Below are 24,087 nucleotides of genomic sequence, written 5' to 3'. Positions count from 1 at the left end.
TTTTTTTATACAACAGCATTGACAATAGAAAGAAAATCAGGCATATTTTGCCACCTTATTAATATGTAATTTTTATCTAAACTTGGGAGTTGACTTTGGCTAATATCAAATCAGCTAAAAAACGTGCGATTCAATCTGAAAAACGCCGTAAACATAATGCTAGCAACCGCTCAATGATGCGCACTTATATTAAAAAAGTTTACGCCGCTGTTGCAGCTGGTGATAAACAAACAGCTGAAGTAGCATTCAAAGATATGCAAACAGTTGTTGACCGTCAAGCGGCTCGTGGATTAATCCACAAAAATAAAGCTGCTCGTCATAAAGCTAATTTAATTAAGCAAATCAAAGCGTTAGGTTAATAGTTTTATTTATTAACTGTTAACTATCATAGTTAAAGAAAAATAATAAAAAGTGGTGTAAACCACTTTTTTTATTTGTATACTAATTATTTATGTAATGTTAATAAAATAAAAGAGAGTCTATTGTGGTTCAGCGTGATTATGTTAGAAAAAAGAGCCAATCAAAAAAAAATAAGTCACGAAATAAGCCTAATCTAATGATATTTTTGGCTATCATTATAGTCATATTATTTTCAACTATTCTCTACTTTATTTCAAATAACACCCCCAAGAAAGTTATTGAAACTCCAAAAGCAAAAACCCAACCGCCTGCTATAACCCTACCAGAGCAACCTCAAGAGCGTTGGACATATCTCAAAGAGTTAGAAACACCAAATGCAAATAATGGTGCAACACCAAGTTCAATAGCTAATGAAAGACAGCGAATTTTAGATAGTTTTGCAAACAGTACTTATACTGCTATACCAGCATCACAAGGCAGCTCAGCAACACAAAATCAAATAACAAATACAGCTGTACAACCAACTTCAACAGTTACCAATAAATGGCTCTTGCAGTGTGGTGCATTCAAAGATAAATCTAATGCTGACACACTAAAAGCTAAGCTTGCAATGACTGGCGTTAGCGGCAATATCTCTTCAGGGCAATTATATAAGGTCACTGTCGGGCCATATGAAAGTAAAAAAGAAGCAAGTAAGGCGTTAAACTCATTAAATAACAATGGGATTAATAACTGTGTTATTTCTAACTAAAAAACAATGAAATTAGTTAAGCAAATACAAATTTTTACGAAAATGTTATGGGAGCGTATAAACAACGATCGCCTAACAACCTCTGCTGCTGGGCTGGCTTATACAACAATACTGGCTCTAGTACCTCTTATTACCGTTATTTTTTCCCTATTGTCTGCTTTTCCTATGTTTGGAGAAGTTAGCCATTCATTGAAACAATTAATTTATAACAATCTTGTCCCTACTGCCAGTGATACAATTCAAAATTACTTAGAGCAATTTATAACCAACACTAAAAAAATGACTTTTTTTGGTGTAATTGGTTTAATCGTTACCTCACTATTACTTATTAACTCAATTAATACGACACTTAATCATATTTGGAAAACCCAAAAAAAACGCTCTTTTATGTACAACCTAACCATATACTGGACAATATTAACTTTAGGTCCTATTTTAGTTGGTGCAAGCATAGCAGTAAGTTCATACATATTTTCTTTAAAATGGTTTTCAGCAGCAACAACAAACACTATTTTGCTTAGTAGCCTACCATTTTTTATTTCTATATTGGGATTTTGGTTACTTTATAGCATTATCCCAACGGAATCAGTACCATTAAAAGAATCAATGATTGGCGCCCTTGTTGCTGCAATATTATTTGAATTAGGTAAACGCATTTTCGCATTATATGTTACTTCGTTTCCAACATATCAACTTATTTACGGAGTAGTATCATCCATTCCTATCATGTTAGTTTGGATCTACTTTTCTTGGTGCATTGTTTTATTCGGAGCTGAATTTGCAGCAACCTTAACTGACTATAACCGACAAAAAAAGCACATTATTAATAATCCCCCTTTACCAGAGTAATTAACTTATGATCGCCTTAATCCAACGAGTAAAAAAAGCTAGTGTTGCCGTCGACAATAAAATTATTGGCCAAATTAATCAGGGTTTACTGGTTTTACTTGGAGTTGAACAAAACGATGACGAACAAAAAGCAATTCGTTTATGTGAAAAAGTATTAGGCTATCGTATTTTCAGTGATAATGAAGGAAAAATGAACCTAAATGTTAGTCAAGCAAATGGAGAAATACTAGTTGTTTCTCAATTTACTCTAGCTGCAGATACTAAAAAAGGGATGCGTCCAAGTTTTACTAAAGGAGCTAAGCCTGATGAAGCAAATAGGCTTTACCAGTTTTTTGTAGAACAATGTCAGCAAAAAATAATGACGCAAACTGGTCAGTTTGCGGCTGATATGCAAGTATCATTGATTAATGACGGTCCAGTAACATTTTGGTTACAAGTTTGATCATATAATTAAATAAATATTTAGATAATATTTTACAACTTAGTTAAATAGTTAAATAGTTAAATAGTTAAATAGTTAAATTCTTATATCTGTATCTAGCCTATAACTAATCTTAGTTTATTAATCATCAATGGTTAAATTGCGGGTGGTCAAATCAAAAGGCGTTAATTGATAAACATAATAGTTAAGCCAATTGCTAAATAATAGATAAGCATGGCTACGCCAAGTCGCTTTGGGTTGTAAATCAGGATTATTATCAGGGAAATAATTATCAGGAAGATCAGGATGAATACCTGCTTTTAAGTCACGAAAATATTCATTCGCTAATGTAAATGAATCATATTCGGGATGCCCTGTCACAAACGCCATGCGTTTATCTGCCGTTGCCATTAAATAAGGTCCTGTGATATCAGATTTTGCTAAAATCGTTAAATCCGTATAATTTTTAATTTTATCAAGTGGAAAATCAGCATATCGTGAATGAGGAGCTAAAAAGCTATCATCAAAACCACGAGTTAAAATCGCATTAGGCTGAACAATTTGATGTTGATAAACGCCTGACAACTTATGTGTTCGTGTAAATTTAGGCAAATCATATAATACATTCAAAGCAGCTTGAACAGCCCAACAAACAAACATTGTTGATGTAACATGTTCTTTAGCCCAAGAAATAATCTCAAATAATTTTGGCCAATAAACCACGTCAGAAAATGCAACTTTACCTAAGGGGGCACCAGTTATTATTAATCCATCAAAATTCTGTTCACGAATATCATCAAAATCACAATAAAAACTATTCAAATGTTCGACTGGTGTATTTTTTGATTCACGTTGGTCTATTCGCAATAATTGGATATTAATTTGCAAAGATGAGTTAGAAAGTAATCGTAAAAACTGATTTTCGGTTTCTATTTTTTTAGGCATTAAGTTTAGAAAAAGAAGCTTAAGTGGACGAATTTCTTGAGTATTTGCCCGAGACGAGGTCATAACAAAAACATTTTCATTACGCAACACATCAACAGCAGGTAATGAATCAGGAATACAGATAGGCATAACAAAAGCTCCTAAACACAATCAGTTATTTTAAAACACCTAAAATAGACGTCTAGAAATCTATACAGCTAAATATAATTTGTTTTAAATGATTTGTCGAGATTTTTTATTTAATAATAATAGATATGATATTTAACATAAAATCATAACAATAGCTAAATATATTATTGATGATTATAGACATAAAAAGTTTCTTAAAAAGCTCGCGTATCAGTTCGCCACGAATCGGCCGTTAGTGCCTCCCCAAAATAGCTATTTATCAACTTTTGTGTAATATCACTTAATGGCGAAGCCAACACTTCGGCTGTATTACCATATTCAACAAGATCACCATTGTGCATAACTAAAATCTCATCACTAATATGTTTCATCATGCCAATATCTTGAGTAACATAAACATAAGAAATATTTTGTTCAGCCTGTAATGACAACAGTAAATTCACAATTTGTGAACGCATCGAAATATCTAATGCCGCTAAAGCTTCATCTAAAATTATCACCTTGGGTTTTAAAATCAATGCACGAGCTAATGCAACACGTTGTTTTTGTCCTGCAGCCATCACAGAGGGGTAATAAGAAGCATGTTCTGGCAATAATCCTACTTGTTTTAATACACTACTAATTAACTTTTCACGCTCATGAACATTGTAATGAGTATGGCATTTTAATGGGATTTCTAATAATTGCCCAATACGCAATCTAGGATCAAACGAACTTTCTACATGTTGAAATATCATACGAATTAACTGGCAACGATGGTTATAATCGCCATACTCAACTTTATTACTATCAATCCAAATATCACCACTATTCGGTTCTATCATGCCCACTAACATTTTTGCCAAAGTCGACTTTCCTGAACCATTTTGCCCAATAATAGCCAGGGTTTTACCCTCATTTAATGAAAAAGAGATAGGGTTAACCGCATTAATTCGTAAATGACCAAAAAATCCTTTGGGTATTTTAAATTGCTTAGATAAGTTACGCACTTTTAATATTGGATTCATTGTATATTCCTATTATTTATTGGTCACTCATCAGTATTTAACGGAAAATGACAGGCTACGAAATGATCTTTTATCGGTATTAGCTCAGGGGCTTGAATGCATTTTTTTTGCGCATAAGGACATCTTGGTCCTAATCGACATCCAATTGGTAAACGCTCAAGAGAAGGAATCACTCCTGGTAAAGTATTTAATGGACTTTTATGTGGCATCGCTTTACCAAAATCTGGAATTGCATAAATTAAAGCTTGAGTATAAGGATGATAAGGTGATTTAATTAGCTCTTCACTATCAGCAACTTCAACTGTTTGCCCACAATACAGTACGTTAATACGATCTGTCCATCGAGTCACCATCTGCAAATCATGGCTAATAAGTAAAATAGTAGTACCCATGTTTTGATTCATACTAGCCAACAATCTAAAGATTTGCGCTTCAGTTGTGGCTTCCATCGCATTTGTCGGCTCATCTGCTATCAGTAGTTTTGGTTGATTAGCCAATGCAATTGCAATCATCACTTTTTGACACTCACCTTCTGTCAATTCAAATGGGTAAGATTTTAATATTTCCTTATGATGTTTAATGCCAACTCGATGTAACAGTTCAATGGCACGATTTTTACGCCAAAATAACCTTTGCCACCAATGCCCTTTAAAAGTTCGGCTTGGTATCGCCTCAATCAATTGTTGACCAATTTTCATTGAAGGATCTAAGCAAGATTGTGGTTCTTGAAATATCATCGAAATATTATCACTAATGACTTTTCGACGCTGTTTAGGTGTTAACTTTAATAAGTCAATATTATCAAAATGAAAGCGATCAGCTGAAATTTTCCAATTATGATTAGTCACTCCTAAAATGGCCTTAGCAATAAGGCTTTTTCCTGATCCTGATTCACCAACCAAGCCTCGAATTTCGCCTTCAGATAACTTCAAATTAACACGGTCAATCGCGCGCAAAAGGCCATCTGGCGTAATAAACTCAATGGTCAAATTTCGAATATCTAATAATGCCATAATTAAGTTCCTGCCCGCTGTCCATACAACCCAAAATTGAACAAATAAACAAAAATAATTGTAGCTGACACCGCAATTCCAGGAGATAAAAAGGCTAAATAATTAGTTGCAATAATATCTTTCATTTGAAACATCATCATGCCTAAATCAGGTCGGGAAACATCGTTAGCAAAACCTAAAAAAGTTATAGTCGTAATAGATAAAATAATTGAACCAAATAACGAAACAATTTCGGTCAAATAGACAGGTAAAATATTAGGTAAAATGTAATGGTTTAAAATTGAAAATGACGATAAACCATCAAGCCTATAAGCTGTAATATAAGTTTTATTCCATTCATTGATAATACTCTGATGAATATTGTAAATAAATCTCGGTGTATATGATAGCCCAATAATCAATAACATATTGGTAATATCATCCTTAAATAATAAGCTAATAACAATCACACCAAGTAACGGAGGAACAACCATACAGAATTTAAAAACAAATAATACAAAAGGACGTATCAACGATATAAAAAACATTAAGTAATTAATTAACCCACCAATGACAACCACATAAAATACTGTTTTTAATGTCATTGACATAGTTGAACGATAACCTATAAGTAAAAAACCAAAAATATCTTGTCCTTTATCATTTGTTCCTAATATATGATTGATATCACCATTAGGCCACCAAGCTGGAGGTAATAAAGCAGGATAAATCGGATCTAAATGAGCATGAAAGAACCACTTAGTTGACAATGCCACAAATGTAATCGCCAATATACCATAAAAGCCAACAATCAAATAAAGATTACTATGCAACCGATTAAAGCATGAATTTACACGTTTAAGTAACCTTACTCGCCTAGACATAATGTTCCTTATGGCGTAAAGGATAAATCACAATCGCCAAAATTTCGCCTAATAATGTTAATAAACTAATAACAGTGCCACAAGCTAAAATGGCAATAGAAATAATAAAATAATTATGATCACGATAAGCAATCATCACCCACTGTCCAAGCCCTACTCGATTAAATAGAATTTCAATAACCATCGTTGAGAATAACAACGTTGTAGTATTATATGTCAGCTGTGGAATGGTCACTGGAATAGAATTAGGTAATAAATGCCGACGTAAAATTTTAAACGGTGAGCGTTCGCGGATAACTGCCATTTTAATAAAATTCTGTCTCGATATATTTTTTACATTTTGACTGATTAATTGAATAGTCATAATGCTAGGCTGAATAGCTAAAAAAATAATTGGCAAAATTAAATAATGTAATTGTTCAAGTAGTGCTGGCCATTTAGATGTATTTGTTGAAATAAAAATATCCAATAAAGAAGTTCCCGTTACCGACGGTGACATATCAAAATTCATTGATACAAGCCAAGTTGGTGATAACCAATACATCACAATAATAACAAGCATAACGATAGGACAAGAATACAGCAATAAAACCCCTAAGCGAATCGTACTATTTAACCAATTAATATTGCTTAAGCCAAGAAACACACCTAAAGGCAGCCCAACAACTAAAGCAACCAATAGAGCAAGAATACACAATTCAAATGTTGCTAATAATGTATGAAAAAACGGTACTGTTTCTCCTGTTAATAATCTAAATTGACCTTGCAACAACTGCTTAAAAAAAGCAATATAAGCATCAATAAAATTTAGATTATGAAAGTTAGACATTGAATGAGGGGTAAAATAAACTAAACAGAAGCTAATCTGAGCTAGCACGCAAATAATAAATAAAAACGTAACTATTTTCTTAAAAATATAGATAATCATTGTTTATCTTTATTGATATGATAAATAAACAAAACACGGTAACATAAAAACATCACCGTGTTTTGATTTATCTATTTATTAATCCGGTATCACCGGTTTACTTGCTGCAGCATATGCATGATCTTGCGCACTTAAACCGCCAGCATTACCTTTTCCTTCAAAACAATAATCTGACTCATCACGTGCTTTCACTCCAATATCAGAAGTCACATATTCTGGTGCGGGAGCTTTAGCCATTGCAGATGAAGAATAACCTATTGATTGAAAGTCATTAATTTCCAAATCGACATCATTACTATTTTTTTCACTATGTTTAAGTTCTTCTTGAGCATTTGTAGAATCATTAAACACATCATCAACGGTGACACTATCAACACTATTGCTATTTACATCCTCTTCATTTTTAACAATAACAGGAAGCAAAAGTGAAGGGATAACAGGTGTCACAATACTAGAATCGTCATTTGTTATTTGACTATAATCAACAACAACACGACCTAATGCTAACTCTAATGATGCTGCAGCAAAAGGTAATGGCATTGGAGATTGTTTTAGTTCCACATTACGAACACGACGTTTATTACGTTGGCCATTCATTCGCAAATGCCTTGAAGCACGGCGCTGACGTCTTGGTTGAGTTTCAGATACAATATCGTCTTCAGTTTGTTTAGAAACAATAATTGGTAACAATAAAGAAGGAATGATTACTCTTTCTTCTTGAGCTTGCTCTATTGTATCGCTATTTTTTACACGAACACTTTTAGCCAATGCGCGTTGTTGGCGCCTTGGTTTAACTTCACGCTGTTTCGGTGGTAGCGTTTCGTCAGCAGACCTATCTACTTTTACATTACTTGTTGAATTTGACGAATTGGTATTTGAGTGACTATTTTGTTTAGCTCTGCGATTATTATTTCTACTTTGCTCTTTAGCCTCATCAATATTACCCGTTGTTGCAACAACACCAGTAGCAGTATTAGCAGCACTATTGTTTCGATTATTGCGTTGACGTCGATTATTTGTACGTTGATTATCTCGTCTTTTAGTTGTTTTTGGTTTAACTTCTGGTTCTGGTTCCGCTTTTTCTGAGGCAAATAATTTACGTAGTTTACCCAACAACCCACCAAATAAACCTTCTGATTTTTTAGTTTTTGAATCTGTTTTATCTTTTGGAGCAACAGATGCTTCAACTTTAGGACCAGATAACACTGCTTGTTCAACAATCACTTCAACGGCTTGTTGTTCATCTTCCTCTTCTTCAAGTTCACGAATCAGTTTTGGAAGATTATAACTTAGCACATCCGTTTCTTCGCCAGCACGTTTGCGGATGACTTTATAAAGCGGCGTTTCCATCTCTTCATCGCCAGCAATCACAATTTTCACATCTGGATGCATTCGTTCAATATTGGTAATAGCGCGGCGTTTTTCGTTAAGTAAATAACTTGCAATGGGTACAGGAACGATAACATCAATTTGTACAGTATTATCTTTCATCGCTTCTTCTTGAATTAATCGAAGAATAGAAAGAGATAATGAATTATTATCACGAACAGTGCCAGTGCCTTGGCAACGTGGACAAATATGATGCGTCGCTTCACGTAAAGATGGACTTAAACGTTGGCGTGACATTTCAAGCAAACCAAAGCGCGAAATACGTGTAGTTTGAATACGTGCACGGTCTGTTTTCATTGCCTCTTTTAGGCGATTTTCAACCTCACGTTGGTTACGAATTGGTGTCATATCAATAAAATCAATAACAATCAATCCACCTAAGTCACGCAAACGTAACTGACGAGCAATTTCTTCAGCAGCTTCAAGATTGGTATTAAAGGCGGTTTCTTCAATATCGCTACCACGAATCGACTTAGCCGAGTTGATATCAATTGCAGTAAGTGCTTCAGTGGTATCAATAACAATAGAACCACCAGACGGCAAACGAACTTCTCGTTGGAATGCCGATTCAATCTGTCCTTCAATTTGGAAATGGTTAAATAAAGGCACATCGCTCTCATAAAATTTAAGGCGACTAACATACTCAACTCGTCCCAGATCAGCTAAGCGTTTTTTAGCAACTTCAAGTACTTTAGGATTATCAATTAAAATATCGCCCACATCATCGCGTAAATAATCACGAAAAGCACGAGTGATAATATCACTTTCTTTATGGATTAAACTTGGAGCAGGATGTCTTTTAGCTTCATTTAAAATTGCTGTCCAATAGTTAACTAATGCATCTAAATCTTGTTGCAACTCTTCTTGGGTTTTACCAACCCCTGCGGTTCGAGCTATAACCCCCATCCCTTTGGGTTTTTCAATCGCATCAATAATTCGTTTAAGATCAGCTCTTTCCTCACCTTCTATACGACGCGAAACCCCACCAGCACGTGGATCATTAGGCATCAACACCAAATAGCTACCAGCTAAACTAATATAGGTGGTTAAAGCTGCGCCCTTTTTCCCGCGGATTTCTTTTTCAATTTGGACAAGGACTTCTTGCCCCTCTTGTAGATGTTTAATACTACGACGTCCAGAAATATTAGATGGGAAATAACTTTCTGCAATCTCTTTTAGCGGTAAAAATCCGTCACGCTCACCACCATAAGAAACAAAAGCAGCTTCTAAACTTGGATTGATTTTAGTAATTTTACCTTTATAAATATTGGCTTTCTTTTGCTCATGTCCAAGGCTTTCTATATCTAAATCATATAAGCGTTGGCCATCAACAAGCGCAACACGCAGCTCTTCTTGCTGAGTTGCATTGATTAGCATTCTTTTCATTATTCTACACTCTTCATTAATCTTAGTTAACTATAGGCAGAATCTTATTATTAGTAATAAATGTATATTTTAACAATGATAAATAACGGAACTTAATTAACTTCAATACGGCATTCATTATTTTATTTGTGTTATTTTTGTTATTATTTTATGTGAACCCAGTATTATTTATACAATATCTATACAAAGTTTTAGGTCATTATTGACACTTAAAAGCTCTGTATATTTCTTAAACTATCATTAATTATATAATTAATTGATATTATTGTTATAATTAATTTGCAAACCTCAGCTCGTTTACCTACTTTAGTTAACAAACTAAAACTTCATATGATTGTTTAAAATAAACATATTATTTAATGATAATGACTCTACTTACGCTATTTTATTTTTTAATAAATTGTAATGTCTAACGCCATTGCTGCATTACAAGGATAAAAAATCCCTGCTTATTATTAACGTTTCGGCAAAGGATAGCAAGTAAATTAAGCGCACTGTTTTACACCCTATTAGCAAGCTACTTCTTATTGTTTACACATAGGCTTTTAATTAATAATTTTTTTATATTATTATTCAATTAATTTATATTAAAACGCCTTACTAACCTTAAACATCTTTACAATTTTTGTTTTTTTATTTATCGACTTAATCAAAAATAAGATTTTAATAAACTGGCGCATCTACTACCTTAATTAGTATAATAATTGTTAATAAAAGCAATAAAATAAACAATAAAATAAATAAGAGATAAAATCGACTTATGGATAACCCAGATAAAACAGCCCTAATAAATTTTACTTCACGTTGGCTCAACCAATTTGACGATGCGCCACAAAGTGAAGAACTGCACGCCATACCCTCACCTTGCATTCTAAAAACAGAACAATTAACTGTATATTGGCAACCTTTTTTATTAGTTCCACCAAGATCTTTAACTATCGTTGAGCAACTAATAGGCATTACGCTACACCCAAGTAGCCATGTTTTTTATGGCACACAATACGCAGGCAATATGCCAGCTAAGTTTAACAACATTAATTTAGTTTTAATTCAGGCTTGGAATGATGATGATTTTTCAAATTTAGAACAAAACCTAATTGCTCATCTATCACAACAAAAAAAGTTACGACGCACACCAACGGTATTTATAGCCTCGACGGATGAAAGCACCGAAATCATTAGTTTAAACAACCTAACAGGTGAAATTGTAAAAGAAGATCTTATTACCGGAGAGCTAACAATATTAGCCGATGATTTACAACAATTTTTACAGCAACTAGTTACCTGTTGTTAAAAAATATATTGGTAAAAAATAAGATTAATTTATTTAAAAATTTTTTAATAGATTGTCATTATCAAAATTGTAACTTACAAAATAATGTGTATATAATGAACTAAAAGCCATTAGATCAGATAGGTGAATTATGTTTGAATATTTAACAGCAGCTCCGGCTGATCCTATTTTAGGATTAGCCGATCTTTACAACAAAGACGACCGCACCAATAAAATCAATCTTAGCGTAGGCGTCTATAAAGATGAAACAACCAAAACACCTATTTTAGAAAGCGTAAAAAAAGCAGAACATTTTTTATTAGCTGATGAAACAACTAAAAGTTATTTAGCTATTGACGGTATCAACGACTTTAATATTGCAACGCAAATTTTGCTCTTTGGTCATGAAAATGAACGAGCAAGAACGGCTCAAGCACCAGGTGGAACAGGCGCTTTACGCATAATGGCAGACTTTTTAGCTCGCAGAACGAAAGTAAAACGAGTTTGGATAAGCAACCCTTCTTGGCCAAATCACCGCAGTATATTTCAAACCGCAGGACTTGAAGTTCGTGAATATCAATATTACAACCCTGAAACTCACAGCCTTAATTTTGATGCCATGATGAACGATTTGAGCCTTGTTGCTACTGGTGAAGCAGTGCTATTCCACGGCTGTTGTCACAACCCAACAGGTATCGATCTAACACCCGAACAATGGCAGGCGATCTCGGATCTAGCCTTAAAAAATGGCTGGTTACCATTATTCGACCTTGCTTATCAAGGTTTTGGACAAGGTATAGAAGAAGACGTCTACGGCTTAAGACTCTTTGCACAAAATCAACCTGAATTACTTATTGCCAGTTCCTATTCAAAAAACTTTGGTCTTTATAATGAACGTGTTGGCGCATTCACCCTAATTGCTGCCAATAGCGAAATTGCCGATCGAGCCTTTAGCCAAATAAAAACGATTATTCGGGCTAACTACTCCAACCCTCCTGCACATGGTGCTAAAATCGTTTCTCACATTTTAAACAATGAAGAACTAAAAGAAGAATGGATTAATGAGTTAACCAATATGCGCCAACGCATTCACCGTATGCGCCAACTATTTGTTAAAACCTTACAAGATAAAGGTGCTAACCAAGATTTTAGCTTTATTGTCAAACAAAATGGCATGTTTTCATTTAGTGGTCTAAATGAAGAACAAGTGCTCAAATTGCGCAACGACTATGGTATCTATATTGTTAATTCAGGTCGTATTAATGTTGCAGGTATGACATTAGATAATATGTCTAGACTTTGCGAATCAATTGTTAAAGTGCTATAAAAACGACTAAATATCAAATTTATCATTCCAAACTAACCAATAAACCGCAGGCTTATTGGTTTTTTTATGCCATTTAGTTATATCAATAGAAAAACTGATTATTAGACGATAACGCAATTATTATCAATAATTAATCAATAAATAAAAATTGATTAAGGATTGTTTTGTGGCATCACATGTTTTGGATTTTTTAGTTTTAGGGAATAACTTTGGCACTCCTGAAATGCGGTCAATATGGTCAGAGCAGAATCGACTTGAGCAACAAGTTGCCGTTGAAGTTGCATTAGCCAAAGCCGAGGGAGAATTTGAAGTAATTCCGATTGACGTGGCTAATACGATAGTCAAAAAAGCCAATGCTACTAAGTTATCTTTAGAGAAAATTGCTCAAGAAGCAGCCGTTGCTAAGCACTCGTTAATGTCAACAATAAATGCTTTACAAAAGCAAGTGGGTGAGGCAGGTCAATATATTCATTATGGCGCAACAACACAAGATATTGTAGATACTGCAACTGTTTTACAAATAAAACAATCATTTTCTATTATTGAAAGAGACACTAAGCTTGTTGCGCTTGAACTAAAAAAATTAGCCAAACAATACCAATACTTACCTATGGCCGGACGAACTCACGGCATGCAAGCACTACCGACAACCTTTGGTTTTAAACTGGCTGTTTGGTTGGATGAATTTATTCGTCATCTACAACGATTAAGTGAAATAAAACAACGGGTATTGGTTGGTAATATCAGTGGTGCAATCTGTACTTATGCCTCAATGGGTAAATTAGGACCACAAGTTGAAGCCCGTGCTTTAACAATATTGGGATTAAATACTCCAAATATTGGTTGGCAAGCAGCACGTGATCGGTTTTCTGAATACGCATCAGTTATCGCCCTAATTAGTGGTACATTGGGTAAAATTGGCAATGAATTTTATAACTTGATGCGTACTGAAATTAACGAAGTAGAAGAACCATTTTCAGAAGGTAAGATTGGTTCAACCACCATGCCGCATAAACGCAACCCAGCGGCACTAGAAGGATTAGCAAGTTTAACTGCACCGTTATTAAAAAGTGTTGCTTTAATTCATGAATCGATGAAAGTTGAACATGAACGCGATGCCATGAGTTGGCGTGTCGAATGGATTGCACTCCCCGAAATTAACCTTTACATTTCAGCGCAATTACAAACAGCACTTACCGTACTTAAAGGATTAAAGGTCAATGCTGACCGAATGTTGACCAATTTATCAATACAAAATGGCTTATTATTGTCAGAAAAAGTAATGTTCGAAATTGGCAAACGATTAGGTAAACAGACCGCCCACAATTTAGTTTACCAAAGTGCAATGAAAGCGTTTGAACAAAATCGCCCATTTAAAGACATATTATTAGATGATCCTTATTTAAACAAAGAGTTTACCGAATCTGAACTTGATACTTGGTTAAATCCAATTAATTATCTTGGTTCCGCACCTGAAAAAGTAGAACAAGTGATTAACTATGCTGAACATAGCGGAGTATTAGCATGAGTTTTCGCTTAATGACATATAATGATATTCCTACTTATCAAAAACTATTGCATAGTGCTTATCAAACTAACACGCAATTGGGCATTCACTTTGCAGCAGCAACAGCCACACAAGCACAAATTATTGAACACATTGAATCGAATGCCGTCTACCTATTTGAAAAAAATAGCAAACTATTATCAACATTAAGCATCCGCTTTCCATGGGGTAATAATCCAGGACCTTATGGGCTACCTCATTTAGGTTGGTTTGCAACCGATCCAGCTTATAAAGGCAAAGGCTATGGTAATGCGCTATGGGATTTTGTTGAACAACAGATTTTGATTCATCAACTAAAATTACCCGCTGTTACCTTAGGAACTGCAGCAAATCATCCATGGCTTGCTCAAACTTATATTAATAAAGGTTATAAAAAAATAGGATACGCAAATTTAACGCCAGATCATACAACCCTCTATTTTGAAAAAATCTTAAATGACAAAAGCTATACCGAATGGAAAAAAAGGAGTAATACACAATGAAAAAGATAAGAACTTTACTATCGGTTCTTTTATTAACTAGCCTAACCTTAATTGGCTGTGATAATCAATCCAACAAACAAACTACCGAACAACCTACCATAAAAGTAGGCTCTACTGGACAAAGTTATCCAAATGGCTACAAGCAAGATGGCAATTTAGTTGGTTTTGATGTTGAAATTACCGAAGCAATTGCGAAAGAATTAGGCTATAAAGTCGAATGGGTCATTGCAGAATTTGGTGGTTTAATGGGGCAATTTGATTCAGGACGTTTAGATACCATTGCCAATGCAGTAGCTGTCACCCCTGTTCGCCAAGCCAAATATGATTTTTCCAACACTTATAGCTTTTACGGTAGTCAAATTGTTACCCATAAAGATAATAACATCAATACATTGTCTGATTTTAAAGGTAAGACTATTGCGGGAGTATTAGGCTCGAATCACATCAATAATTTAAAAAAAGTGTTTCCAAATAACGACATCACTATCAAAACTTACGAAACTAGAGATGGCGCAATGTATGACGCCGAATATCAGCGTGTTGACGGATATGTTAATTCAAAGCCCATTTTACTGGCAGAAATCAAACGTAAAAACTTGCCATTCAAGCTAGTTGGCGAACCAATTACTATTGAGCAAGTTGCTTTTCCATTCAGCAAGAATGAAAAGGGTCGAGCACTGCGTGAAAAATTTAATCAAGCCCTAAAAAAGCTACAAGCAAATGGCACATTAAAGAATCTTTCAATTAAATATTTTGGCGAAGACATTACCTCATGAAATTTAATATAGACTACTTTTTTAGTGTGTTTCCGCAAATATTACCGTATTTGCCTGTCACACTATGTATTGCCATCGTATCGATTCTGTTTGCCACTGTATTTGGGCTATCTATCGCACTATTACGCAACCAAAAAATCATCATTATCGATTCGATTTTTGCTCTGTTTATTTCACTGTTTCGTGGTATTCCGTCTGTTGTTTTACTATTTATTATCTATTATGGATCGCCACAAATTTTCCCCATTTTAAAACAAATGGGCGCAACAACTGCGGCAATTATCTGCTTTAGCTTAAAATATGCGGCTTATTTAGCAGAAATTTTTCGTGCAAGTTTAGCATCGGTCGATCAAGGTCAAAAAGAAGCAGGATTAACATCAGGGCTCAATACTATTCAAGTTTACCAAGGCATTATATTGCCTCAAGCGATGGTAAACGCACTCCCTAATGCTGGTAATATGTTTATTTCATTACTTAAAGACTCTTCAGTTGCCTTTTTTGTAGGTGTGCAAGAATTATTAGCAGCGGGAAAAATGTTAACAGCTAATTCATTTCTTTATTTCGAAACCTATTCAGCTGTTGGCATTGTTTACTGGCTTACTGTGGTTATCTATTCTTGGATACAAAAACAATTAGAACAAAAACTTACTTTACCATATCGTCGTTAAGGAAAAACCTTATGATCTCAGTATCTCATTTATCAAAACGCTTTGCTGATAATCAAGTATTAAAAGAAATTAACCTAAACATCAAGCAAGGCGAAGTTGTTGCCATTATTGGACCATCAGGATCGGGAAAATCAACCTTATTGCGTTGCTTAAATTTATTAGAAAAACCCAATACAGGTGAAATTCGCATTGGCGATGTATCACTTAATAGTGAACACTATAATCATAAAGAAGAAAAAAATTTACGCAAACAATCGGCGATGGTTTTTCAGCACTATAATTTATTCAAAAATAAAACTGCAATTGAAAACATCACTTACCCATTAATTACAGGACAAAAAATAGCTAAAGAAAAAGCGAAACAGCTAGCACTGTCATTATTAGAACGAGTAGGCATGTTAGCGTATGCTGATCAATACCCCATTACATTATCAGGTGGTCAGCAACAACGTGTTGCCATTGCTAGAGCATTAGCCGTTAAGCCAAAAGTCCTATTATTTGACGAACCCACCTCAGCCCTTGATCCCGAACGAGTGCATGAAGTATTACAAGTCATGCTACAACTCGCTAAAGAAAAAATAACCATGCTCATTGTGACCCATGAAATGGAGTTTGCTAAATATGTTTCCGATCGTATTATCTTTATGGCAAATGGTGTCATTGTTGAAGAGGGGGCAGCCAAATCAATTATTGACAACCCGCAACATGAACTGACTCAACGTTTTTTACGTCAATTAACAGATGAGATTGATTTTGAAATTTAACCAATCAAATTAATTCTATTTGTGCTTTATTTAATGCATTGTAATTCCTAGATACTTGATATTAGCTTTTTATCATTAAAGACAATGGCAAAGTCATACTATGAAAATAATACCGTTACCCTAACAATTTCGGTAAAGTCAATTCATAGATAGCGTATAAACATTAGAATATACTGGAATGAGAGATACAATACGGAATATATACTTTCTAATATAGAAAGCGAAATTTTTGGATATTGTCTTTTATACTCATACAAATATATTCATACAAAGAAAGCCCACACCTCTATAACCTAAAAATATAATTCATTAAAAATCGACTAACCTCTAACCCTGTAGCTAATGCTTCAATATCCTGAGTTAATTTTTCAGCCATTTGCTGATTTTTAATGGCATTAATAAGCTTTAATGACATTTCAGCTTGACTATATGGATTTTGGGGAGATCCTTTCGGTATATCAATACGTTGGCAAATTTTTTTGCCATTATTAAGCACAATATCAATGACGACATAACGTCCATTATAAGCTTTTGGGTGTGGTGGTAGTTGTATTTGATAACTACGCTGCATTTTTTGCATCAATTTTTGGATATGTTCAGGGATTGGCGTTGCCGAAAATTGTTCAAAATCAAGCGGTATCCCTAATAAAGTTAATGCTAAAATATACTCAGCAGAAAAACGCCCCTGCTCGGCAAACAAAGGCAACCGATAAATCAATGCAGCATCACTGTTTTCGGGCGTAAAAAAAAGCGTAATATTGGCAATATCATCAACATTTAATTGTCGGTGCTGATAAAGCAATTTACCCGCATCGGCAACATAAGCGGCTGCCGAGCAGTAAGAATAAGTTTTAAACCATAATCCTGGTTCAACAATCTTCCAAGGTTTTCCCCAATGACACAAGTCAAGACTTGCATTACCTTGCCCATAGATAGCTAAAAACCCCAATTTATCATTTAAAAAATCCTGTTTTGCATGTATGCCTGCCCTCAACCATTCAACAGCTTGTATTGCATGCTCGGCCGCTAATCCTGCGTGTAAAAATTTAATCGGTGTTCCCATTAATAAACGCATTCCTGATGCTTGAGTAGCCGCTAAGGTTAATGCTTGCGATAAAAAAGGTTCATCATATAAATAACAAATAGCTGCAGTTGCCGCAATTCCCCCCAAAGTAATAGTTGTGTGCCAACCTTTTTCATAATGCGCAGGATTAACACTTTTACCTAATAACGCCATTACTTCTATGCCGATAACATAAGCCGTTAAAAACCGTCGGCCATCAATTTTTAAATCAACATTATCTAAACGAATACTTGCAATAAGTGCAGATAAAATCACTGCCGAAGGGTGACCACGCACCTCAGAATGCACATCATCATAATCTAAACAATGGGCTTGAAAACCATTAAATAATGCAGCTTGTCTTGCCGTTGCTAGTTTTTTTTGACCAACAAGCCATGCTCTAGCCTTCCCCCCCTCATCATCGATCCAACTTAGTAAGTTTTTAGCATCAGTATCATGGCGTGCTTGTAAACTACTAGCAAAATAATCAATTACCCCACTAATAGCCCGTTGAATAACTACTGCATCGTGGATAACAGGCGTTTTTTTTATCAAATAACTCAATTGTTGACCTAAATTCATTTGATGATCTCAATATAAATTCACTCTATAACCCTTTAATGGATAACACTATTTAATACCACTAACATAACCTATAATCATAACTAAATTAAAGATTATATAGTCATATATTAATAACCAAAAACAATAAGTAACAAAACGATATAGCTTTTTTGCTAATGATGTTATGTGTTAAAATCGTTTTTATCAAACACCAGCCATATCAAAAAGTAAACGACCAATTATGTCTATCTGTTATATCGCCTTAGGCAGTAACCTTGAGGATCCATTATCACAAGCTAATCGTGCAATAATGGCATTAAAGCAATTACCTAATACAACATGTTTAGAAGTGTCACCTTTTTACCGCAGTAAGCCACTGGGACCGCAGGATCAGAATGATTATCTTAATGCTGTTGTAAAAATTAAAACAGCCCTATCCCCCATTGAACTACTTGATGCACTACAGACAATTGAAAAAGCCCAAGGTCGTGTACGTAAAGAAAATCGATGGGGAGCAAGAACCTTAGATCTTGATATTTTACTGTATGATGATTTAGTGATCGAAAGCGAAAGACTAACGATCCCTCACTACCATATGAAAAACAGAGAATTTGTTCTCTACCCACTCTTTGATATCAGTCCTGAACTTATTTTACCTGATAACGATAAGTTGTATGATTTAGTAACCCAATGCCCTAAAAATGGATTAGAAAAGTGGGATAAGTAATTATCTTTATTAATAACATACAGTTGTACTATTTTGCTTATTTATAGGCAGAAAAAAGATAAAAAAAAATTTGCCAACAGCTAATTTATTGCTATAGTTTACCGCTTGCAAATAATCTGTACTTAAGGGGATTGCTGTGAAAAAGGAACAAAAATTAAATACATCTTCTCTTAGCTTGCTTTCAATTGCGGGGCTTAAACCTTACCAAGAGGCAAAAGGCGAGGAGTATATGAATCCTAAGCAATTAAAACATTTCAAACTTATTTTAGAAGCATGGCTTGCTCAATTACAAGATGAAATGGGAAAAACAGTTTCGCACATGCAAGACGAAGCGGCTAATTTCCCAGATCCAGCTGACCGAGCAACGCAAGAAGAAGAATTCAGCTTAGAATTACGTGCTCGCGATAGAGAACGAAAACTAATCAAAAAAATCGAAAAAACATTAAAGAAAATTGAAAACGATGATTTTGGTTATTGTGACTCTTGCGGGGTTGAAATTGGGATCCGCCGCTTAGAAGCAAGACCTACAGCTGATTTATGTATCGACTGTAAAACACTTGCTGAACTTCGCGAAAAACAAATGGGCATGTAAACCCAACTTTCTTAACCTTTTATTATTCTACCCAACTGACCTATGCACTATATTGGTCGTTTTGCCCCGTCACCATCTGGACCATTACATTTTGGTTCACTGGTGACCGCTCTTGGTAGCTATTTACAAGCAAAATCTTGTCATGGCAAATGGTTGGTTCGTATTGAAGATATCGACCCACCACGAGAAGTAAAAGGCGCATCATCACTCATCTTAAAAACATTAGAAGCCTTTAATTTATACTGGGATGATGAAATCTTATACCAATCGACGTGCAGTGAACGTTATCAAGCTGTTCTACAAACTCTTTTAGATAAACAGCAGGCTTATTTTTGTGACTGCACAAGGCAACGCATTCACAATTTACCTTATGGGATTTATGATGGTTTTTGTCGTGATCGACATCTAAATAGCCCCAACCAACCACTTGCCATACGCCTAAAACAGACGCAACCCGTATATCAGTTTACCGATCGCATTCGTGGCATTCAAACGTTCGACGCCCAAAATGCTCAAGAAGACTTTATTATTCACCGCAAAGATGGTTTATTTGCTTACAATTTAGTGGTAGTACTTGATGATCACCAGCAAGGTATTACCGAAATAGTGCGAGGTGCAGACTTATTGCCTGTCACCGCTAAACAGATTTCGCTCTATCAGCTTTTGGGCTTACCAACACCAAGCTATTGTCATTTACCATTGGTACTAGATAATAACGGCAACAAGCTTTCCAAACAAAACCACGCAAAACCCATTGAGGTCAGTAATACACAATCCTTAACAATACAGGCACTGCAGTTTTTAGGACAACAAATCCCTCAAAATTGGCAAGATGCCACGCAAAAACAGTTATTAGATTGGGCAATTAACCACTGGAAAATAACCAATATTCCCAAACAAAATCGCTTACTAACCACCAACATAAGATAAATTAGGCATAACACCAACCTTATGGTCATGCAATAGGTGTTTTTCAGGCTTTATCATTAACGAAGCAAAAATTCTTTCAATTAATTGTTGTTTTTGCTCTGAACTTTGGAGCAAATCACGCAAATCAACAGACGCATCACCAAATAAACAATAATGCAACTGCCCAATTGATGATACCCTTAACCGATTACAACTCTTACAAAAATCTTTTGAATACGGCATAATCAACCCAATCTTACCTTGATAATCGCAATGAGTATAAACCTTAGCGGGTCCAGATAAAGCTACTTTAGGCTGCAACAACCAACCTTGCTCAATTAGTTGTAATTCGATTGATTGCCCTGAAACATGGTGACGATTAAAAATATCACCACTTTCGCCTGTTTCCATTAGTTCAATAAAACGCAACTCAACAGGACGCTGTTTAATCCATGATAAATAATCAGTTAGATTATCATTCATGTTTTTCATCAAAACGGTGTTAATTTTGACCTTTTTTATACCCACTTCTAACGATTTTTCAACACATTGCAATAATTCTTTAAGCTTATCTTGCCCAGTAATTAATTTAAACAAATGGGGGGAAAAACTATCAATACTAATATTAATCGCATTCAAACCTGCTTGATGCCAATAATGGATATTTTTTAATAAACGTGACCCATTAGTTGTCATGGCAATTTCGTTAATACTTGGATATGCAGAAATCAGCGACAAAATATCAACAAAATCACGACGCAAACTTGGTTCGCCACCTGTTAACCGAATTTTGTGTACACCAAGTTCAGCAAATGTTGATACTACATTATCAATCTCATTAAGAGTTAAAAATTGATGTGCTTTATTAGGTTGATAGCCATTAGGCAGGCAGTACTGACACTGAAAATTGCACTGCTCGGTAATCGACAAACGCAGATACTGAAATCGACGTTGATAATTATCCATTAATTGCATATAAAACAAACACCTTATCCAAATCGGGAAGCATAGCCATTTCTGAGCTATACCGCGGCTAATCCACCTTATAAAATCACTATTTCACTTAGGTAAAAGAGCTTCAGAGTTTGATTCAGTCTAGCATAGACTTTATTTTTTGACTATGAACAAATTAGCTTTTACAAGTAAAGGATTTTTGACAGAAATAATGTCTTTTTTGGATTTTGAATGGTGGAATAGATATAGTGATTTGGATATTTACATGTGGCGGGGGGGCGGCGCTATTGTGGCTTTGCCACAACGGCGCAACCCTAAGGGAAACGCCCCAACTTACGCGGGGGCTTTATTCTTTGTTATATTATCCCCTCAGGCACCGTAACCCCCTTCCGCGCCCTAAGGATTAAGAACTAAACGCTAAAAGCTAAGGTGCGGTGCAAAGGCCATAGCGGGAGAGGCTGGCACTGCCGCTGAACACGTTGCCGTCGACCGGGTCGGCATAGAACTGGCTGCTACCCGCCGCGTCGCTCGTCCAGTAGTAGAAGTAGACGAAGCCCGCATCAGCGTAGTGGTCCATGTAGCCCCACTCCGTGAAAAAACCTGCACCGATGTGACGCTGGTAATCGCTACCTAATGAACTAGGTGTTGCGCCATCTATGCCATTTACACATGGGAATTCACTATTATTTACACCACACTTCGCATTGGTTAAATCCCTTACCCTAGGTATCCGATAACCCAAACTATTACACCATGCTAATTGGTCTCTATAAGGTTTATTTTGATTACCCCGATTGACGAACCACTGCCTCAACACAAATCCATAACGAACCTCATTACCACTTCTATCCCTACCGACCAACTCGAAGGTCTGTGGCAAAGATGGCACGGTAATTCGACCTGGATTACTTGAGCTTATTTGACTACTACTTGCCTTAGGGCCACGCAACGTTACCCGTGTTACCCGTTTCCCTTTACCATTACTAGGAATCCATCTATCATTAGCTGCTACCACCGATACTGTAGCTGTTATTCCACTGTGAGTGACCGAAGACCAAGTTAACTGAGCTACATCTACCCCCCCTACATCCAAATCAAAATACAAACCATCTGAACCCGTTGTTGGAAAGTTTTGACCGTAAGATGATGGACTCGTTGACTGAACTAAAAAGCCCTTAGTTGGACTCCATATGTTAGCTGGGCCTGCCCAGCGATCTGTGCCATAGATTAGATTAGGTCTGACCGAACAAATACCGGGCTGTGATGAATTCGGATTAATATAATAATCCACCGTAGCGCCACTAAAACTACTACTTCTTGGTACCCCATACCGCGTGCTTAATGTGCCTCTTCTACTTGTTAAAGTTACCTTATAAGGGGCATTACATATATCTAATGCATCAGTACGATTAACCTTTCTACCGTTTTTATCCTTAAACGTTACCGATATACTCCCCGATGCCGTTACTCCACCTACTCCCTGTCCATCGCCATCATCATCTCGCCAATATCCCTGACTGACCAAATCATTCATGGTGATTGAATTCTGGGATGGTGGTACTATCGTCTCTATATGACTTAAGTTACTCCCCACATATGGCAACCTGATTGGATTGCTTGGCGTGGATGGGTTGGTTGACCTTGTGTATACCGTTCCATCCTGCAACTTTATCGACAATAAACTGTCTGTATCAGTTAATTTAGTTTGCCCTCCATCAAACGTTAAATACGGCGCACTGCCCTCTATTGTCATTGAGGTATAAGCCGTTAACGCCTGTACTCCCTGCGTATATGACAATAACAATAATGGCGCAAAGAACAATGCCGATTTTGTTAACAATGATGGCGGTTTTAATAACCACTTGGATATCGGCGATAATTTTGCCGAAGATGTTGCCGATGACCTAACCGAAGAGGCTCCTGAGAATGTTTCCGAGGATGCTGCTGAAGAACCTGCCGAAGACATCGCCAATAAAGACCACGATGACGGCGTCGATTTCGCTACGCAAAATGACTTCGGTGATGAAAATAACCGTGGCGCCTGTTTTTGACCACTGTGCGAATCAATAAGATTTAGGGCATCGGTTTGGCAGGCCAGATGCCAGATGCCAGATGCCAGATGCCGACCATGGTAGTGCATTTTTATTTTCCTGTCAATTAATTTATTGTTTTATTTGGTTTTTTTGGTTTTAATGCTCGTTTCATGAGCTATTTTGTAATTTGAATAAAGCATAACTTGCTAAAAATTAAATGGCTAGTTTTTTTTTAAAAGAATTGTAAAGTTTTGTTAATTCTAAGGGTATTATCTAGAGAATTCACCTTTTAGGAAATTTTTAATAGCTATTTTTGGTAAAAATAGAAAATTAAAAACTTTAATAAA

At 35.6% G+C, this 24,087-nt stretch carries 23 protein-coding genes and 1 riboswitch; of the genes, 14 read left to right on the top strand and 9 right to left on the bottom strand.

Features of this window, described 5'->3' with window-relative positions; all coding sequences use genetic code 11:
• The first annotated feature begins 95 nt into the window (after positions 1 to 95).
• The 4 genes from rpsT (at position 96) to dtd (ending at position 2,402) form a co-directional block, all read left to right on the top strand.
• The gene (gene rpsT, locus GQ594_RS06450) at positions 96 to 359 is read left to right on the top strand and encodes a 30S ribosomal protein S20 (RefSeq protein ID WP_160400990.1); all 264 of its coding nucleotides are present in this window, start codon (positions 96 to 98) and stop codon (positions 357 to 359) included.
• Positions 360 to 565: 206 nt separating this feature from the next.
• A complete protein-coding gene (locus GQ594_RS06445) occupies positions 566 to 1,111 on the top strand; it encodes an SPOR domain-containing protein (protein WP_160400989.1) in 546 nt (181 codons plus the stop codon).
• A 6-nt stretch (positions 1,112 to 1,117) separates the two neighbouring features.
• On the top strand, positions 1,118 to 1,960 hold the full coding sequence (locus GQ594_RS06440) for a virulence factor BrkB family protein (RefSeq protein WP_160411827.1): 843 nt from the start codon (positions 1,118 to 1,120) through the stop codon (positions 1,958 to 1,960).
• Between the two features lie 7 nt (positions 1,961 to 1,967).
• Positions 1,968 to 2,402 carry a D-aminoacyl-tRNA deacylase gene (gene dtd / locus GQ594_RS06435; RefSeq protein ID WP_160411828.1) on the top strand — a complete coding sequence of 145 codons (435 nt, stop codon included), beginning with the start codon at positions 1,968 to 1,970 and terminating at the stop codon, positions 2,400 to 2,402.
• Positions 2,403 to 2,522: 120 nt separating this feature from the next.
• Here dtd and metA read toward each other — a convergent pair whose 3' ends face one another.
• From metA to rne, 6 genes are all read right to left on the bottom strand, one after another.
• Positions 2,523 to 3,455, bottom strand: coding sequence for a homoserine O-acetyltransferase MetA (gene metA / locus GQ594_RS06430; RefSeq protein WP_160400987.1), 933 nt, complete (start codon positions 3,453 to 3,455; stop codon positions 2,523 to 2,525).
• Between the two features lie 194 nt (positions 3,456 to 3,649).
• Complete coding sequence (locus GQ594_RS06425) at positions 3,650 to 4,462, bottom strand: peptide ABC transporter ATP-binding protein (RefSeq protein ID WP_160411829.1); 813 nt, start codon at positions 4,460 to 4,462, stop codon at positions 3,650 to 3,652.
• A gap of 23 nt (positions 4,463 to 4,485) precedes the next feature.
• Positions 4,486 to 5,475, bottom strand: a complete 990-nt coding sequence (locus GQ594_RS06420) for a peptide ABC transporter ATP-binding protein (protein ID WP_160400985.1) — start codon at positions 5,473 to 5,475, stop codon at positions 4,486 to 4,488.
• 2 nt (positions 5,476 to 5,477) lie between these two features.
• Complete coding sequence (locus GQ594_RS06415) at positions 5,478 to 6,338, bottom strand: ABC transporter permease subunit (protein ID WP_160400984.1); 861 nt, start codon at positions 6,336 to 6,338, stop codon at positions 5,478 to 5,480.
• Positions 6,331 to 7,266 carry an ABC transporter permease subunit gene (locus GQ594_RS06410; RefSeq protein WP_160411830.1) on the bottom strand — a complete coding sequence of 312 codons (936 nt, stop codon included), beginning with the start codon at positions 7,264 to 7,266 and terminating at the stop codon, positions 6,331 to 6,333. The genes GQ594_RS06415 and GQ594_RS06410 overlap by 8 nt, the downstream gene beginning before the upstream one ends.
• Positions 7,267 to 7,344: 78 nt before the next feature.
• Positions 7,345 to 10,041, bottom strand: a complete 2,697-nt coding sequence (gene rne, locus GQ594_RS06405) for a ribonuclease E (protein ID WP_160400982.1) — start codon at positions 10,039 to 10,041, stop codon at positions 7,345 to 7,347.
• 760 nt (positions 10,042 to 10,801) lie between these two features.
• Here rne and syd point away from each other — a divergent pair.
• The 7 genes from syd (at position 10,802) to GQ594_RS06370 (ending at position 16,898) form a co-directional block, all read left to right on the top strand.
• Positions 10,802 to 11,335 carry a SecY-interacting protein gene (gene syd, locus GQ594_RS06400; RefSeq protein ID WP_160411831.1) on the top strand — a complete coding sequence of 178 codons (534 nt, stop codon included), beginning with the start codon at positions 10,802 to 10,804 and terminating at the stop codon, positions 11,333 to 11,335.
• A gap of 130 nt (positions 11,336 to 11,465) precedes the next feature.
• Positions 11,466 to 12,641: an amino acid aminotransferase gene (locus GQ594_RS06395; RefSeq protein ID WP_160400980.1), complete on the top strand. Its 1,176-nt coding sequence runs from the start codon at positions 11,466 to 11,468 to the stop codon at positions 12,639 to 12,641.
• Between the two features lie 166 nt (positions 12,642 to 12,807).
• Positions 12,808 to 14,169: an adenylosuccinate lyase gene (purB, locus tag GQ594_RS06390; protein ID WP_160411832.1), complete on the top strand. Its 1,362-nt coding sequence runs from the start codon at positions 12,808 to 12,810 to the stop codon at positions 14,167 to 14,169.
• Positions 14,166 to 14,690, top strand: coding sequence for a GNAT family N-acetyltransferase (locus GQ594_RS06385; protein WP_160411833.1), 525 nt, complete (start codon positions 14,166 to 14,168; stop codon positions 14,688 to 14,690). Before purB ends, GQ594_RS06385 begins: the two co-directional genes overlap by 4 nt.
• A complete protein-coding gene (locus tag GQ594_RS06380; protein WP_160411834.1) occupies positions 14,687 to 15,466 on the top strand; it encodes an amino acid ABC transporter substrate-binding protein in 780 nt (259 codons plus the stop codon). Before GQ594_RS06385 ends, GQ594_RS06380 begins: the two co-directional genes overlap by 4 nt.
• Positions 15,463 to 16,134 carry an amino acid ABC transporter permease gene (locus GQ594_RS06375; RefSeq protein ID WP_160411835.1) on the top strand — a complete coding sequence of 224 codons (672 nt, stop codon included), beginning with the start codon at positions 15,463 to 15,465 and terminating at the stop codon, positions 16,132 to 16,134. The genes GQ594_RS06380 and GQ594_RS06375 overlap by 4 nt, the downstream gene beginning before the upstream one ends.
• Positions 16,135 to 16,145: 11 nt before the next feature.
• A complete protein-coding gene (locus tag GQ594_RS06370) occupies positions 16,146 to 16,898 on the top strand; it encodes an amino acid ABC transporter ATP-binding protein (protein WP_160411836.1) in 753 nt (250 codons plus the stop codon).
• Between the two features lie 286 nt (positions 16,899 to 17,184).
• Here the strand turns inward: GQ594_RS06370 and GQ594_RS06365 are convergent, their stop codons facing one another.
• Positions 17,185 to 18,543 (bottom strand): MmgE/PrpD family protein, encoded by a 1,359-nt coding sequence (locus GQ594_RS06365; RefSeq protein ID WP_160411837.1) that lies wholly within the window; start codon positions 18,541 to 18,543, stop codon positions 17,185 to 17,187.
• 223 nt (positions 18,544 to 18,766) lie between these two features.
• Between GQ594_RS06365 and folK the strand changes: the two genes are divergently transcribed.
• From folK to gluQRS, 3 genes are all read left to right on the top strand, one after another.
• Entirely contained in the window at positions 18,767 to 19,252 is a 486-nt protein-coding gene (gene folK, locus GQ594_RS06360) for a 2-amino-4-hydroxy-6-hydroxymethyldihydropteridine diphosphokinase (RefSeq protein ID WP_160400979.1), read from the top strand.
• A gap of 136 nt (positions 19,253 to 19,388) precedes the next feature.
• The gene (gene dksA, locus GQ594_RS06355) at positions 19,389 to 19,844 is read left to right on the top strand and encodes an RNA polymerase-binding protein DksA (protein ID WP_160400978.1); all 456 of its coding nucleotides are present in this window, start codon (positions 19,389 to 19,391) and stop codon (positions 19,842 to 19,844) included.
• Between the two features lie 42 nt (positions 19,845 to 19,886).
• Positions 19,887 to 20,774, top strand: a complete 888-nt coding sequence (gene gluQRS / locus GQ594_RS06350) for a tRNA glutamyl-Q(34) synthetase GluQRS (RefSeq protein ID WP_160411838.1) — start codon at positions 19,887 to 19,889, stop codon at positions 20,772 to 20,774.
• Here the strand turns inward: gluQRS and moaA are convergent.
• Entirely contained in the window at positions 20,754 to 21,728 is a 975-nt protein-coding gene (gene moaA, locus GQ594_RS06345) for a GTP 3',8-cyclase MoaA (protein WP_160411839.1), read from the bottom strand. The two genes, gluQRS and moaA, sit on opposite strands and share 21 nt — an antisense overlap.
• Positions 21,723 to 21,849, bottom strand: a riboswitch (molybdenum cofactor riboswitch). (Overlaps the previous gene by 6 nt.)
• 282 nt (positions 21,850 to 22,131) lie before the next feature.
• Positions 22,132 to 23,847: a hypothetical protein gene (locus tag GQ594_RS06340; RefSeq protein ID WP_160416514.1), complete on the bottom strand. Its 1,716-nt coding sequence runs from the start codon at positions 23,845 to 23,847 to the stop codon at positions 22,132 to 22,134.
• Positions 23,848 to 24,087: the final 240 nt, after the last annotated feature.

Origin of the sequence: Gilliamella sp. Pra-s52 (assembly GCF_009795805.1) — a bacterium.
Classification (GTDB): Bacteria; Pseudomonadota; Gammaproteobacteria; order Enterobacterales; family Orbaceae; genus Gilliamella.
Note: the sequence above shows the minus strand (reverse complement) of the source record. Positions and strands in the feature narration are given on the sequence as shown.